Source organism: Roseobacter sp., assembly GCF_024639605.1.
GTDB lineage: Bacteria > Pseudomonadota > Alphaproteobacteria > Rhodobacterales > Rhodobacteraceae > Roseobacter.
In genome coordinates this window covers 1-15,914 of the sequence record NZ_JAHEHZ010000083.1, presented here as the reverse complement: position 1 = coordinate 15,914, position 15,914 = coordinate 1, and the positions used below count along the sequence as shown (strand labels likewise).

Genomic DNA, 15,914 nt, shown 5'->3' with positions numbered 1-15,914 from the left:
CAGAGCCTTCTTTTCTTCGCCCCGGCAGTCGTTCCACGGGCGGTTCTGCAGTGCCATAACCAGAACATAGTAGCCGATGAAGTGAGGTTTGGTCCCCGCGCGCAAAAGCCGGGCATAAGCGTCATCCGCGCCGATCCGGCGCAACGCCTCTGCCGACATGATGCCGGCATCCGCGCAGGCCACCTCATAGGCGGGGCCGAGATTTCTGATGGATGAGACCGGGTTTGACACATTCGCATCCTGGCGTGCCGGATGGCCCTGATCAAGGGGTGTGGCCTCGCTCAGAGGCTCGCGTAATCCGTGATCGGCGGTTCAGGCTTATCTGTTTTTTCCGGCTGTGGTTTTTCGGATTTCTCCGGAGGCCGGGGGTCGGGTGGTTTTTGCTGCTCGTCCTGCATGGCTTATCCTGCTCGGGTTCTGTGTTTCTTACACCAGCCCCTTCTAAAAGGGTTTTCTGCCGGTGCCGGGGCCGTTGCATGGCGATAGTGTGACGCGATGCGATAATCAGCGGAAAATCCGGTAGATTGTGTGCTGCCGGAACGGGGCGCCCGGGTGCAGGTCCACTGACGGAAAACCCGGGTGTGCGGGCGCATCGGGCCACCCCTGAGGTTCCAGCGCGATCCCGGCGAAAGGCTGCATCCTCTGGTGCGGGTGCATCGGAATGTCAGAGCGCGCCAGTCCGCTGGCGTTATAGATCTGCAGCCCGGGCGCTGTTGTTTCAACCTCAAGGCGCATCCTGTCATCACCGGTCAGCATTGCCACCGGGCGCGGCGCGGCGGACGTGGGACGCGCAAGACATACATTAACGTCAATCGTGCGATCTGCAGGCATTCTGCGCTCAGATGTGAAATCGAACGCGGTGCCGGTGACGGGCAGCACCTGCCCGGTGGGCAGGGTATCTGCATCCGTCTGGGTATATTCTGTGCCGGTGACCTGGAGAGTGAGTGCTTCGGCGCCATGAGTGCCGAGGGTCCAGTAGGGGTGATGCGCCGGGTTCATCAGTGTGGGCCTGTCCGTTACGGCTTCAAGGATCAGTTCCAGCGCACCATCGGGCGTCAGCCTGTATCGTGCCGTGATCCGGCGGTTTCCTGGCAGGGCGGTTGCCCCGTGAGGCAGATCTGCCTGCAGGGTAACGCTGTCTCCGGATTGTTCTGTCGTTTCCCACTCAAGGCTGTGTAATCCGCCGGGGCCGTTATGCAGGCAGTTTGTGCCTTCATTGGCGGGCAGGGCCCATTTCTGTCCTGCGATGGTGACGCCGGCACCCGAAATGCGGTTTGCGAGCGGCCCCACGATCGCGCCCGCATACATAAGATCGCAGTCATAACGGGACGGATCCGGAGAGCCCAGAACCAGCCCGCGGTCTGAGCTGCGGTGCCACAGGCCGCTAAGCGTCGCACCGCGCGGCAGAATTGTGGCCCGCAAATCGCGCGACTGAAGTGTGATCATAGTGCTCTCCGGCAAAACGGGCGTGACATCTGATGCCACGCCCGTCGTGCTGCGCCAAGCCCTGCAAACCCCCGACGCTCAGCGCAGCATCTGTTGCACCGGAACGCCCAGGTGGGCGGAGGTCGGATCAGAATGTCCGCTGCCCGCGTTGAAAATGAACCGTTTGAGCAGTTCCGCCTGAAACTCGAACTCCTGCGCTTTGGCGATCAGTTCTGCAGGGACCTTGACGGTGCCGCTTTCCCGGGCAAATTCCATGTCACGGCACAGGTTCAGCATCGGCAGGCAGATGTCGTTGAAGACACTGGCCGCAAGCCGCTCAGTGTGCGAAGGATCCGTGCCCTGAAAGCCCAGATCGTGATGAAAGGCTTCGTTTACCGACCCCATGAACTCGCGGAACCGGACAATGGCGTTCCGCAACCCGTTGCGGGCCTTCATGACCATCACATGCGCCCCGCAGAGCATCAGCCCGGGAACCTCAACGATGAATTCCGGCAGCGCCAGAACATGCGGGCCATCGTCCGGTACAGATGCGAGACTTTTGCGCAGGGCCAGCGCCAGCGATGTTACCAGCACATCGTTAATCTCGTTGACACCCTGAAAAGACACACGGTTCCTGAAATTCTGACCGAGGATCTCGCAGGAGCGGACCGAAATCGCCTGGCCACCCCTGAGAATGAGGTTCAGCGTCAGTGTCCGGTCAGACACCACGGTAGTCTGAGCAGGAAAATCTATTATATCTGTCATAGTCACGCACCTTTCGGACTCACACGCATACAAAATGCGGTATCCGTCTGCTTATCCGGTAAACGCACCGTACGGTGGTGTTGCGTGCCTCAGAACTACTCTGAAAACCCTTTAATTACGTTGCATCTGAGTCGTAATACGGGAATTTTTGCAACGTGGGGTTGCCAAAACCTCTGCCTGGTGGGACACCTCTGACATGCGGCAGGGGCGCCGTACAGGGGGCTGAACAATATGGACGGGACAGAAATCCAGGGGGCCGAACTGACGATCATCGGGATCGGTTCATCGGCCGGCGGTCTGGAAGCGATACGGGAACTGGTGGCCACGCTGCCTACCGATCTCAATGTGACATATGTCGTTGTGCAGCATATGTCGCCCCACCATAAAAGCCTTATGACAGAATTGGTTGCACGACAAACTTCACTTAGTGTCCGGGATGTCAGCGACGGACTGGTGCCCGCTCCGAATGTGATTTACGTCACCCCGCCCAAGACCGATGTGGTTTATAAGGACGGCCGGCTCTGTCTAGTGGAGCCAAGCACGGAAGTGGCTTCGCCGAAACCATCCGTGGACCGGTTTCTGCTCAGTCTTGCGGACGGGCACGGCGAGAAATCGATGGCGATCATTCTCTCAGGAACCGGGACCGACGGGGCATATGGTGTACAGGCGATCCGCGAAGCCGGCGGGATTACCATCACCCAGGATACCGAAAGCGCGAAATACGACGGCATGCCCATGGCCGCGATGCAGACCGGATGTGTCGATCTGGTGCTGCGGCCTTATGAGATCGGCACTCATCTGCAGAAAATACTGACATCACCGCGTGATTTTGACGATTTCCGCCAGGAAGCCTTCGAGAAGAGCCCCTCGTCGGATTTGTTGCAGATCCTGCTGGCGCGCACGCGGGTGGATTTCCGCGAGTATAAACAGACCACCATCAACCGTCGGATTGAGCGGCGCATGGTGGCGCTGGGCATAGAAAACCACGAAGAATATACGCAGTTCTGCCGGGTCAATCCGAATGCGGTTGATGCGCTTTTCAAAGATCTGCTGATTTCGGTCACACGATTTTTTCGCGATAAAACAGAGTTTGAGCAGCTGCGCGATCTGCTGCCGGCTTTGCTGAAAAAAAAGGGCTCGGCGCCGCTGCGGGTCTGGATCGCCGGCTGTGCGACGGGTGAAGAGGCCTATTCCATCGCCATATTGCTCAGCGAGGCCCTGGGCGGCGCGAAAATATCGCTCAAAGATCATGTGCAGATCTTTGCCACGGACATCGACAAAGACGCTCTTGAGGTCGCGCGCCGGGGGATCTACGGGACGGCAGCGCTCAACGATATTCCCAAATCCCTCGGCGATCAGTACTTCATCCATCAGAATGACGGCATACGGGTGATCGACAGCCTGCGATCAGCCATTCTTTTTTCGGATCACAATGTCTGTCAGGACCCGCCGTTTCAGAAGGTTGATCTGCTGTGCTGCCGTAACCTTCTGATTTATTTTGGCAATGCGCTTCAGCATAAAGTCATGTCGCGCTTTCACTATGCCATGAGCGAGAATTCTTTGATGTTTCTCGGCACAGCCGAGAGCGTGGCCGGATCCGACGAGATGTTTTTCCAGGATAACACCTCGGCACACATCTACCGGCGCCGGTCAATCCGGCGTCCCGAGCACACCGCGTTTTCAAACAGCCGCCAGGTACCACAGTCGCGCCGGATTGCGCAGGCACAGCCCGCAAGCAGACAACCGCCGGAAACCACAGACCGTCAGATGTTCGAGGCACTGGCATTGTCGCTGGGCAAAAACTCGGTTCTGGTCACAGACGAATATTCAATCGTGCGGGTTTATGGCAACGTCAGCTCGTTCATTGAGGTCAACGATACCAGCAATCTGAGGATGCACATCGATCTGCTGCGCCGGCCTTTCCGCGAAGAGGCGCGCAGCCTTGTGACGCTGGCGCTGAAAAACGCAGAGCATCGCTCGGGCGTGCGGCACCTGCTGGCCGACGATGACGACGCGGAAATCCGGCTTGACGTTTATCCGATCATTGCGCGCGACATCAACGAACGCGCAGCCCTGGTGGTTTTTACCGAGCTCAGCATTGATCGTGTCCGGGGACCGGAAAAAGAACGGCTTTCCGAAGATTCAGGGGTTGATGCCGACCGGATCAGGCTGCTGGAAGATGAAGTTGCCACGACCCGTGAAGCCTTGCAGCAGACCATTGAAGAGCTCGAAACCTCAAATGAGGAACTGCAGTCGCTGAACGAGGAACTGCAATCCACAAATGAAGAACTGCAGGCCACCAATGAGGAACTGGAGACCTCAAACGAAGAGCTGCAATCCACCAACGAAGAGCTGATCACAGTTAACGAGGAGCTCCAGGTGACGGCCGCGGAGCTGAGCGGGCGGACCGGTGAGCTGATGTCGGTGCTGGAGACCGCGCCGCTGTCGATCATGGTGCTCGATACCGCACTGCAGATAAGCCAGGCAACGATTGCCGCGACTGAGATGTTCGGTCTGACGCGCCCTGTCGCCAGTCCGCATGTCAGCCAGTGTGCGATGCCGGATGGCTTTCCGGCACTTGCCCCGGTGTGCAACCAGACACTCAAGCTTGGAGAGACAATCCACAAGGAATTCAGCTCTGGCGGATCGCGGTACAAGCTGACCTGCTCGCCCTTCTTTGACATGCGTGGACAGATGAAGGGCGTGACAATCGTCATCTCCGAATTCCCCGGTCTGGCAATGGAGCTTGATGCCATTCTGGAGCATGGGCAGATTTATATAATGCACCGGGATCCGGATGGCAAAATCCTGCGGATCAGCGAGAAATCCGCCCAGCTTCTGGGCACGGACAGGAAGGTGGCGGAAGGCGCTGATTTCTTTAAGCTCGCGCCCCCCGAACTAAGCAAAATGCTGCGCGCGCGGGATAAAAAGCTGCTCGTCAGCGAGAGTAGACAGGTCCGGGCCACTGAGCATGTGTTCTCCGAAGAAGCCGACGGCAAGATCTGGCTCAGAACCGAGAATTTCCTTTATAAGGACCCGCTGAGCAATTCGGAAACGATTTTCACCATCGGCACGGAAGTCTCTGAAGTGGTCGAGGCACGCCAGCGGGCAGAAGAGGCTTATTCACAGCTGCTGATGTTGTCGGACATCGCCAATATCGGCTTCTGGTCGGTCGATCTGGAAGCAGACCGGATCTACTGGTCGGATGAGGTATTCCGCATTCACGGCGAGGACAAACGTGATTATATCCCCGCGCTCAGCGAAGGCATTGATTACTACCACCCCGATGATCGTGAAGAAGTAAGACAGATCGTCGGGAAAGTGATCTCAGACGGCGGTGATTTTCAGTTCAGAAAGCGGCTTATCAACAAGCAGGGCGAAAGCATTCTGGTCGAAAGCTTTGGTCTTGGCCGGCCGGATGCCAGTGGCAAGGTCACCCGGCTGTCTGGTGTTTTCAGAGCGTTGCCGGAGGAGAGCTGACATCAGCTTGTCTGCGTTGGGACGCGGTTTCCTGGTTTCTGGGTCCGGCCCTTTCGGGTTGACCGCAGCACGCATTCTGCGCACCTTTGGGAAAAATCAAACGGGAGATCAGATATGTACATCAGAACAGCCGCCTCCGCGCTGGCCTTTGCCGCTATGGCATCCGCTGCTGCCGCCGAATGCTCCGAAGTAACCTTCTCCGATGTGGGCTGGACGGATATCACCGCCACCACAGCGGCAACCACGGTGGTGCTGCGCGCCCTCGGTTACGAGACGGACATCAAAGTGCTGTCAGTACCGGTGACCTATACCTCAATGGCACAGGGGGACGTGGATGTCTTCCTCGGCAACTGGATGCCCACAATGGAGGCCGATATCGCGCCATACCGCGAGGACGGCTCCGTTGAAACCGTGCGGGAAAACCTTGAGGGCGCAAAGTATACCCTTGCGGTCAACAAAGCAGCCAGCGATCTGGGCATCAAGGACTTTGCCGATATTGTCACCCATGCCGAGGCGCTGGAAAACGAGATTTACGGTATTGAGCCAGGCAATGATGGCAACCGTCTGATCCAGTCGATGATTGATGCGGATGCCTTCGGGCTGAGCGGTTTCGAGGTGCGTGAAAGCTCTGAGCAGGGCATGCTTGCGCAGGTTGACCGCGCCACAAAACGCGACGAGCCCATCGTCTTTCTGGGCTGGGAGCCGCACCCGATGAATGCCAATTTCGATATGGGCTATCTCACAGGGGGCGATGATTTTTTCGGTCCGGACCTGGGGGGGGCGACGGTCTACACCAACACCCGTGCGGGCTATGTTGAGGAGTGCCCGAATGTGGGCGCGCTTCTCGGCAATCTCCAATTCACTCTGGCCATGGAAAACGAGATCATGGGCGCGATCCTGAACGATGGTACCGATCCTGATGAAGCGGCCGAGGCCTGGCTGAAGGCCAACCCGGATGCTTTTGCTGCATGGCTTGAGGGCGTCACGACGCTTGATGGCGGCGATGCCGTTGCTGCCGTAAACGCGGCTCTCGGCCTGTGAAACCGCAGGCCCCGCGCTGACAGGGTGCGGGGCCTGGTAACACTGAAACCGGAGGCGTGACGTGCTCGACTGGCTGACCGAAACCAAGATCCCGGTCGGCAAAACCGCCGCCGCGTTCTTTGACTGGCTGCAGACCAACGGAGAGTGGTTCTTTGACGGGCTTGCCGTGGTCATGGAGTGGCTGATTGACCAGATCCTCTGGGTGCTGCAGACGCCGCATCCGTTTGTGATAATTGCGGCTTTTACCGCGATTACGTGGTTTCTTCAAAAGAGCTGGAAGACCTGCCTGTTCGTCGTTCTGGGCTTTCTCTTCATTCTTAATCAGGACTACTGGGAGGAGATGACAGAGAGCATCACACTGGTGATGTCGGCCTGTGTGGTCTGTATGGCCATCGGGGTGCCCATCGGAATTGCTGCCGCGCACAGGCCCCGGCTTTATCAGGCGATGCGGCCAGTGCTTGATCTCATGCAGACCCTGCCGACATTCGTATATCTTATTCCGGCGATTGTGTTTTTTGGCATCGGCATGGTGCCGGGGCTGATTGCCACGGTGATTTTCGTCGTGCCGGCACCCATTCGTCTGACCCATCTGGGCATCAGCACCGCGCCAAAGCCGCTGCTGGAGGCTGCCGATGCCTTTGGCGCCACAGGTGCGCAGAAACTCTGGAAAGTTGAACTGCCCTGGGCGCTGCCGCAGATCATGGCCGGGCTTAACCAGACGATTATGCTGTCACTCTCGATGGTGGTGATTGCAGCACTTGTCGGGGCCGACGGGCTTGGTGTGCCGGTGGTACGTGCGCTCAATCAGGTGAATACGGCGCTCGGGTTTGAGAGCGGTTTCATCATCGTTGTCGTGGCGATAATGCTCGACCGGATGCTCCGGGTGGACCGCAAATGAAGGCTGCTGTAGAATTCGACAATGTTTCCATAGTCTTTGGCGACGCGCCGGAAAAGGCGCTGCCGGAGATGGACGCCGGCAGGACCCGCAGCGAAGTGGAGCAGGCCACAGGCCAGATACTCGGCGTTCACGATTGCTCACTGAGTGTGGCGCCGGGGGAAATCCTCGTGCTGATGGGGCTGTCGGGTTCCGGCAAATCGACGCTGCTGCGGGCCGTCAACGGGCTTAATCCGGTGGTGCGCGGGGCAGTGCACGTAAATGACGGTGACTGGTCGTGCGATGTCACACACAGTTCTGCCGATGATCTGCGCCGGGTGCGCCGGGAATGCGTGTCAATGGTATTTCAGCAGTTCGGTCTGCTGCCCTGGCGCACGGTACGCGAAAATGTCGGGCTGGGGCTGGAACTGGCCGATGTGCCCAAAGCGGAGCGTCTGAGCCGGACCGAAAAACAGCTGGAGCTTGTGGGGCTTGCCGACTGGGCCGATCGCAAAGTCGGAGAGCTTTCAGGCGGTATGCAGCAGCGTGTGGGTCTGGCACGGGCTTTTGCCACCAACGCGCCGATCCTGCTGATGGATGAGCCGTTTTCGGCGCTCGATCCGCTCATCCGGACGCGGCTGCAGGACGAGCTTCTGGATCTTCAGCGTGATCTCAGGCGGACGATCATTTTTGTGAGCCACGATCTGGACGAGGCGTTCAAGCTTGGCGACCGCATCGCCATCATGGAAGGCGGCCGCATCGTGCAGTGCGGAACGCCGCAGGATATCTTTTCGCGGCCCGTGAACGACTATGTGGCCGACTTTGTGGCCCATATGAACCCGCTCGGCGTTCTGCGCGCACAGGATGTGATGGAGCCCTCAACCGGTGGCTCCGGCACGACCATTTCTGCCGATACCGGCGTGGCAGAACTGATGCGCATGCTGCTCGACAAAGAGGGGCCGATCAATGTTGAAGAGGACGGAAAAGTCACCGGGCAGGTGACCAAAAGCGGCGTGATCGCGCGCATCCTCGATCCGCGCGATACCACAAACGGTACCGGCCAAGATCAGTCCTGAATACTGTGCAGCCATTCCAGCAGATCGGCTATCGGCTGGCTTGTCATCATCGGCTGCCCGGCTGGTGTCTTGACCGCCACATCCCGGCCCTCAAAGAACCAGCCATAGACCGGCATATCGCTGCCATGGCTGACCAACGGGTCTCGCCCGTCGATCCGCGACACGATACGTTCGACCGGAAACCGCCCGTCATACCGTTCGGTCATTGATGTCAGGTCTGATGGCTGCACCAGAAGCACAGTCGCCATCGGGCCGTTGCCTTCGGCCTCGATACCATGACAGGAAGCGCAGTGCAGCTGAAACAGCCGGGACCCTTCGGCTGCGTCCTGCGCGCCGGCCTGTCCTGCTATGCTGAGGGCTAATACTGTCAGAATACGCATCTTGGCTGCTCCTTGCTCTACTCTGATTTCAGCTTAGGCACCGGGGTGCAGAGCTGCGTTGATGCAGATCAAAAAATCCGGGCCGTGGATCGCTTCTGTGGTAGCGGTGCTGAGGCCTGTGTCAGCTGATCCGGTCCGCCCCCCGCCAGACGGCCCGGATGACCGGCACCTCCTCCATCAGTTCGACCCGGATCATGTCGGCCAGCATGCCCTCGGCGATGCGGCCGCGATCGTGCAGCCCCGTCGCCTCTGCAGGCGTTGCCGACACCGTCGCGATCGCGCGTGGCAGATCGTCCCATAACGTCGCCAGCCGGAAAGCCGAATTAAGCAGCAGGGACGGCACGTAATCCGACGAGATGATGTCCAGCAGCCCGTTTTCCGCAAGTTCTTCCGCCCCCACATTGCCCGAATGAGAGCCGCCGCGCACCAGATTGGGTGCGCCCATTATGATGCGGATACCCGCATCCCTGCAGGCCGCTGCAGCCTCTGGTGTGGTCGGAAACTCGGCCAGCCGGATGCCCATTTCCGCCGAACGGGTCACATGCGCGCATGTTGTGTCATCGTGGCTTGCAAGGGTCGCGCCCAGCCGCGCAGCCTCGCTGACAGTTGCCTCTTCATGCGGGATGCGTACCCGGTCGCCAAGATCTCTGCGCGCGGCAACGAGCGCATCGAATTCAGCATCTGAATAGCCGTACCTGCCGCTGTAGTAGGTTCTGAGCTTCGACATATCGCGGAACTGACGCTGGCCAGGCGTGTGATCCATGAGGCTCACGAGGCCTACGAGGTCATCGGGGCCGAATTCCGACAGTTCCTCGAGCAGGGTGTTGGAGCAGACCTCGGCGCGCAGGTGCAGCAGGTGCCGCACCCGCAGCGCTCTCCGTGCCCGCAGACCGAGGATCTCGCCGGCCACTTCGCGGGCATAGCGGTTCCAGTGTTCGTTGTCGCTCACCATCGAGCCCACGCGCAATGCGTCGAAAACTGTTGTGATCCCGACTGAGGCAAGCTCGCCGTCATGGGCGAGGATCGCCGGCACATGCGGAAGTTTCACTTTTGGCCGTGGCTCCATGTGGCGTTCAAGGTTGTCGGTATGCAACTCCACCAGCCCGGGCAGCAGGATGTCGCCCCGGCAGTCGATGGCCCCGGCAGGCACATGATCGCCTTCGGTGATGCCCGCAATCCGGTCGCCGGTGATATGCACAGCCCCTGTCATCACCCGGTTGGCCAGCACCAGGCGGGCGTTTGCGAAACACTGCTCTGCGGCGCCGGACACTATGGTGTTGGCCGTCGCGGCAAGGGCAGTCAGGTCAGATGTCATGTCAGATCTCCGGTGGCGGGGCATTCAGGGATATACCGGGGATTTTGCGCGGATGCATCCGGCATGTGGGCACGCTCATGGCGCGCTGTCCCGCGTCAGCAGGTTCAGAGCCTCGTGCACAGTGTCTTCCGGCGCGCCGTCATTGCTGACGGTGATGACGGTCAGGCCGTCGGGCATGGCAGGGGTGGGACGGCTGAGCCGGCGCGCGATATCCGCACTTGTTTCACGACCCCGGACTGTAAGGCGCCGGGCAAGCGTTCCGTGCTGCGCTGTGATGTGCAGTACAGTGAAGGTGCCGAACCGGGCCGCCACGTCATGCAGCACACCACGCGAGAGGTTTACCAGCAGTTCTTCTCCCTCTCTGACGCGCGCGACCGTGGCCTGCGGGATGCCGTACCGCAGGCCGTGTGCCTGCCAGTACACGGCAAAGTCACCCGCGTCGCGCCGCGCGTCGAACTCCGCATCAATCACAGCATCATAATCCTCGCCGCCAAGGCCCGGGGCGCGGGTGATTGTCCGGCGGATCAGTCCGAAGCGCGGTGCCGCTGCAGCGATCCCCCGCATGACCGTGTCCTTGCCGGCCCCCGAAGGGCCCACAACACCAATGAGGCGCCCGCTCACGCCACAGACCTTGCCGGTAAAAGGCGCTGCCGGTCAGTCCCGGGCGGCGCGGACCGGGAGTATTCAATCCGGACAGTGTCAGGAGCGGCGTCACATGGCGCACTGGCCTCTCTCGCAGCAGTCTGAAGCGGTGGCAGAACGGGCATATGTATCAGAACCCGCCTGACAGGCCCGGGTGTGTTGCACCACCCGGACCTCGCACGAACGAGGACAGCTCCGCCAGGCGCCGGGCATCTGCGACCGGCATCTGCACGATTGATGATTTAGCGGCCTGGTTGGGCTTAATCACTTTCCTGCGTCCCTCAGGTTCCCGTCAGATCTGCGGCACCGGGCTGATCGTCAGCGGTCGGCCGCCCTGCTACGGACCACCGTTCTTCAGGTCGGAACAAGCGGGCGCGACACCAGGCCGGACTTCTTCATCATATGAGTAAACAGAACGGGGTGGCAGAGCGGTCTTGCACCTGGGCACCCCATACCGGTGCCTCTTACGGACCGGACTTTATTACAGATCACGACGAACCTGCATCTGTGCCGCGCCAGGAAAACCGCGAAGGTGCCTTCACAGTCATGCTCTGTTTGCGCCCCTCAATGGAATAAAGAACCGTCGGACCGATTCCCTTCAGACGGACACGGGCCTGCCTTTCAAAGGTGAATTCAGTGCCGATCCGTTCAATCACCGACTGGCTGACCGATATCTTGCCCGGCTTGCCGGCCTCCTCGATGCGCGACGCGATGTTTACCGTTGTGCCCCAGAGGTCATAGACAAAACGCAGGTCACCCACCACTCCGGCAACCAGCGGGCCGCTGTGCACCCCGATCCGGACCCTCAGATCATGCTCCATGGACAGTCCGAGTTGCCGTGTCTGAAAGAGCAGCTCAAGAGCTGCATCAATGGCTACCGCGCAATGGTCCGCCTGATCGCGTGTCACACCGGAAACATACATATAGCTGTCCCCGATGGTTTTGATCTTTTCGAGTTCATACCGCTGAATGACAGTATCGTACCGGCCAAAAAGGTTTCGCAGAAGCGTGATAGACGCCTCCGGCGATACCCGCGATGAATATTCGGTGAAATCGACAATATCTACAAAGACCACCGTGGCATCGGTCACCTGATCCACGATCTGGTCGGCTCCCTCATTCATGCGCGCGGCGATGCGTTTGGGCAGTACGCTTTCCAGAAGTGCGTTTTTCTGCTCGAGCACATCCGCAAGGTCGGATTGCTGTTTCTCCGCGCGGCCAAAGGAGCGTTCGAGCTCGAACAGAACCGAGTTGTAAAAGAGCCCGATCTGCCCGACTTCGGTGAAAGGCGATTGTGGTGCGCGCTCTTTCAGGTCACGGTTGCGCGCCTGGCGCTGCATCACTTCGAACAGCTCATTGAGATCGGTGTTGGCGCCGTGCTCCCCGACATTCTGGCCGATGGTCTCGATATACTGCGTCACGCGCAAGGGTATCACGCGGTTCAGCGCCCAGAGCAGCACGAAGGGCAAGCCTGCCGCGTAAAGGCAGAGCACCAGAATGCCGAGAGCCTGCGCCACAGCCTGGGAGGCAAAACCCGTTCCCAGCGCATCCGCCCCGAATACGGCCACCGCGACCAGCCCCCAAAGGCCAGCAAAGAAGTGTACCGAGACAGCCCCGACCACATCATCGATGCGAAGCTTTTCAAGGCCCTTGTCGCCGAAATACGCGATGCAGCCGCCGATGCATCCGATCAAAAGCGCTTCACGCACGCCGACCAGATCGCAGCTTGCCGTGACCGAGACGAGGCCGGCAAGCCCGCCGTTCATGCCGTAAAAGACACTGGATTTCCTGGTGATGATCCATGACAATCCAAGACCCGTCAGCACGCCGCTTGCGCCGCTGACGATCGTGTTTAGCAAGAGTGCGGGCACGTCTGCGCTAACGCCGAGCGCGCTGCCGCCGTTGAAGCCGAACCATCCGAACCAGATCAGCAGGACCCCGAGCATGGTCAGTGGCAGGTTTGATCCGTTAAAGCGGCGCGGCTGGCCGCTGTCCAGAAACCGCCCCTCGCGCGGTCCGAGAATGATCACCGCGGCGAGCGCAATTCCCCCGCCAACAGCATGTACCACGCCCGAGCCTGCGAAATCGTAAAAGCCTGCGACTTTCAGCCAGCCGACCGGATCGCCGAAGGCATCGACAGCCCATGCCCAGTGTCCGAAGACCGGGTAGATCAGAGTGACCGTGATGGCCGTAATTATAAGATAGGAATGGAAGGCACAGCGCTCGGCGACCGCACCCGAGAGGATGGTAGCGGCGGTACCGCAGAACATTGCCTGGAAAATAAACTGAACATAGGCGCCGCTGGCATCGAGTTTTTCAAAGGCGAAGTCCGATGTGCCGAAAAGACCGTCATAACTCGTGCCGTACATCACCCCGTAGCCCACCGCCCAGAAAAGGATGACCGATACCGACAGATCACTTATGTTCTTGATTGCGACGCTGATATTGTTCTTGCTGCGCGTGATGCCGGCTTCGACACACATGAAACCAGCCTGCATCATAAAGATGAGCGTTGCGCAGAAGAGAACCCAGACCTGATCGATTTCACTCATAGGCAGATCAGATTCATGGATAGTCCCAAATTAATGGCGGCCAGGATGCGCTCAGAATAATGAGTGCAGTCTGTCGTTACCTTACGTACTGTCAACCCCTCTCTGGCGGGTGCGGCAAAGCGGACCTGTCCCGATGACCGGCAAGTCACACAGCGCATTCGTCATCGGCGCCTCAGACCGGATTCCGGTCGAAACGTCAGCTTGCGGCGCCGGAGGTGCGGAAACAGTTTTTGGGATGGGCCCGGACGTATTCTCGTTCTCATTAAATCCATTCGGGACCGCAATAACTACCGCCGCTCCGACAGTTCTGATGTCCAGCCTGATCATTTCCGAACCCTCCCGTATATACTCAGACGGTACCGAAAACCGGGGTGGGATGATTGATCAGAGTCAGTCAGGTCAATCCTGATGCTGCTCATTTCGATTACACCGGCCCGCTGCCATTGCTGAATGCCGGACATGCCACCGTTCCGGAAAACGACTGCTCCGGGCAGCCATTCGCCAGGGCGCGGCACCATTCAGACAGTGACCGACCACTTCGGGCGTATGCGGGCACGCGTTGCCTGTGGCTTTACAGGCGGAATTTCAGGAGCCAGATCCGGTTTGACATCGGAAAGCCTGATACGAGCGCCGGAATTCAAGTGCGTTCATTCCGGCAGGGTGCTGCCTCTATCGATGAAGTATTCAAGGCGGGGGGGAGCAAATCTCTGCGGCAATTTCCGGGGACCGGCGCGGGCAGGCACCCGGAAGCAATCACACATGAGTGATCTTTTGAGGCAACGATGGCCGTCTGCCTTCCGAACGGTGCAGGGGGTGGCGCTGCTCAGGGTTCAGATCATCCGAACGGCAGGCATGGAACGCAGACGAGGCAGATAACAGACGTTCTCAGGCTCACTTCGCCGATCAGCCAGAAAGCGCAGGAGTTAAACAAACCCGTTTAAATTTCCGCTACAATCTCGCCCTTCATTTCGCCCGTCAACCGGGTGAAATCCTCGCGGTGTACAGATTTACGTACTTCTTCGATTTTTGTCTCGGCGGCATCCCGTGAGGCCTTGTCAGGCCATTCAGTGATTGCCGCCGATGTCCTGCTGCTCGTCCTCACGACCGTGACACGGCTGGCACCTAACGCCCTGAGCGCGGGCAAACGTTTTTCTTTGATGGCATTCAGAGAAACACTGTAGTCCGTGCCGTCGCTTATTTCCCACGTAGTGATTGTAATGTACCTCATGGCCTTGGCTCCTCATCGAAACTGCGGGCGGCCACGGCAGGTGGCTACCCCTGCAGGATGTGTGTCAGTGTAGTGTGTGACGACAGCCTGACGTTGATCGATGTCAACCACGCCGCGATGCCAGTCCTTCTCACCACGGATTGACTCACCACGGATCGACAGTTTGCCGCCTGAAAGGTGCGGGCAAAGGTCAGCCTTTGCGAAGGTTGAGCAACCGACACATACCAAGCCGCGCCGGCAAACTGATCGTAGGAGAAACACGGCGACGAAAGCAGCGTCGCAACGCGATGCAAGGGCAACAGAGAGTGCTGACGATCGAAAGCAGCCGCTACCGGGATACCCCGAGACATTGTCTGGACCTCAGAGCCCGATCTTCTGATCGGGACCACGCACGCGGCTGTCCGTTGTCATATGATTTGGGACAGGGAGGTTTGATCTGTAACGGAGGCGCTGGCTCGTTGTGGTTTTAGCTTATGCCGCGGTCTGGCGATGCAGCAAGCGGCGTTTCCCGATGGTCTTTCGCTTGAACTCCTTTCGTCGTCTGAGGATGGAATCTGCCCTGCCAAAGTAGACATCGGCCGGCGTCAGGTTGCCGAGGCTTTCATGATAGCGGTGCTGGTTGTAGTGGTCGATGAAGTCGCCGGTTGCCTGCTCCAGCGCCCCGGGGAGGTAACAGTTCTCAAGCAGGATGCGGCTCTTCAGGGTCTGGTGCCAGCGCTCGATCCTGCCCTGGCTCTGGGGATGGTTCGGAGCGCCGCGGACGTGATCCATGCCCTGATCCTCGAGGCAGGTGGCCAGATCGCCGGAGATGCAGACGCTGCCATTGTCGGAGAGCAGGCGGGGCCGGTGCGCGATGGTGGCGCGGTTGCAGCCTGATGTCACCAACCCATGCGCGTGATGCTGCTTCCGGAGACACTACGCAGAAATCGCGCCAGCCCGGGGAATTGCGGTCATCTCTTTGGCAGATGGCATAACGCAAGCGCCCGTAAGAACGGGAGAAAACAGGGGAACAAATACTGTGCTGACAGAAATAGGGGTGGGTGGCGGAGACGAAGCTCGCATCTTAAATAGTTCAAATATCTGATTTATATATAAAATATTTAACCTACTTGAAAATATACCACATTATATACCAG

12 protein-coding genes and 1 pseudogene are annotated in these 15,914 nt (G+C 59.1%); 4 read left to right on the top strand and 9 right to left on the bottom strand.

The annotated features are described in order from the left end of the window. From Q0M35_RS11885 to Q0M35_RS11875, 3 genes are all read right to left on the bottom strand, one after another. A partial coding sequence (locus Q0M35_RS11885; RefSeq protein WP_295315493.1) for a TfoX/Sxy family DNA transformation protein occupies positions 1-231 on the bottom strand: 231 nt, incomplete at its 3' end. 273 nt (positions 232-504) lie between these two features. Next, on the bottom strand, positions 505-1,446 hold the full coding sequence (locus Q0M35_RS11880) for an aldose epimerase family protein (RefSeq protein WP_295315490.1): 942 nt from the start codon (positions 1,444-1,446) through the stop codon (positions 505-507). Between the two features lie 78 nt (positions 1,447-1,524). Continuing rightward, entirely contained in the window at positions 1,525-2,190 is a 666-nt protein-coding gene (locus Q0M35_RS11875) for a hypothetical protein (RefSeq protein ID WP_295315488.1), read from the bottom strand. A 231-nt stretch (positions 2,191-2,421) separates the two neighbouring features. On the opposite strand from Q0M35_RS11875, the gene Q0M35_RS11870 reads away from it, so the two are divergent. From Q0M35_RS11870 to choV, 4 genes are all read left to right on the top strand, one after another. Continuing rightward, positions 2,422-5,670, top strand: a complete 3,249-nt coding sequence (locus Q0M35_RS11870; RefSeq protein ID WP_295315485.1) for a chemotaxis protein CheB — start codon at positions 2,422-2,424, stop codon at positions 5,668-5,670. Positions 5,671-5,784: 114 nt separating this feature from the next. Beyond that, positions 5,785-6,711, top strand: a complete 927-nt coding sequence (locus tag Q0M35_RS11865) for a choline ABC transporter substrate-binding protein (protein ID WP_295315483.1) — start codon at positions 5,785-5,787, stop codon at positions 6,709-6,711. Between the two features lie 61 nt (positions 6,712-6,772). Continuing rightward, positions 6,773-7,609 (top strand): choline ABC transporter permease subunit, encoded by an 837-nt coding sequence (gene choW, locus Q0M35_RS11860; protein ID WP_295315482.1) that lies wholly within the window; start codon positions 6,773-6,775, stop codon positions 7,607-7,609. Next, a complete protein-coding gene (choV, locus tag Q0M35_RS11855) occupies positions 7,606-8,661 on the top strand; it encodes a choline ABC transporter ATP-binding protein (protein WP_295315478.1) in 1,056 nt (351 codons plus the stop codon). The genes choW and choV overlap by 4 nt, the downstream gene beginning before the upstream one ends. Here choV and Q0M35_RS11850 read toward each other — a convergent pair. The 6 genes and pseudogenes from Q0M35_RS11850 to Q0M35_RS11825 all read right to left on the bottom strand — a co-directional run. Then, positions 8,652-9,041, bottom strand: a complete 390-nt coding sequence (locus Q0M35_RS11850; RefSeq protein ID WP_295315474.1) for a cytochrome c — start codon at positions 9,039-9,041, stop codon at positions 8,652-8,654. The genes choV and Q0M35_RS11850 overlap by 10 nt on opposite strands. A gap of 121 nt (positions 9,042-9,162) precedes the next feature. Beyond that, positions 9,163-10,356, bottom strand: a complete 1,194-nt coding sequence (locus Q0M35_RS11845) for an alpha-D-ribose 1-methylphosphonate 5-triphosphate diphosphatase (RefSeq protein ID WP_295315471.1) — start codon at positions 10,354-10,356, stop codon at positions 9,163-9,165. A gap of 75 nt (positions 10,357-10,431) precedes the next feature. Continuing rightward, complete coding sequence (gene phnN / locus Q0M35_RS11840) at positions 10,432-10,977, bottom strand: phosphonate metabolism protein/1,5-bisphosphokinase (PRPP-forming) PhnN (RefSeq protein WP_295315469.1); 546 nt, start codon at positions 10,975-10,977, stop codon at positions 10,432-10,434. Between the two features lie 509 nt (positions 10,978-11,486). After that, positions 11,487-13,550, bottom strand: a complete 2,064-nt coding sequence (gene amt / locus Q0M35_RS11835; protein WP_295315467.1) for an ammonium transporter — start codon at positions 13,548-13,550, stop codon at positions 11,487-11,489. Positions 13,551-14,487: 937 nt separating this feature from the next. After that, positions 14,488-14,778 carry a hypothetical protein gene (locus Q0M35_RS11830; protein ID WP_295315465.1) on the bottom strand — a complete coding sequence of 97 codons (291 nt, stop codon included), beginning with the start codon at positions 14,776-14,778 and terminating at the stop codon, positions 14,488-14,490. Between the two features lie 471 nt (positions 14,779-15,249). Next, a pseudogene (locus Q0M35_RS11825) lies at positions 15,250-15,654 on the bottom strand (integrase core domain-containing protein); the annotation flags it as partial. Positions 15,655-15,914 lie beyond the last annotated feature (260 nt).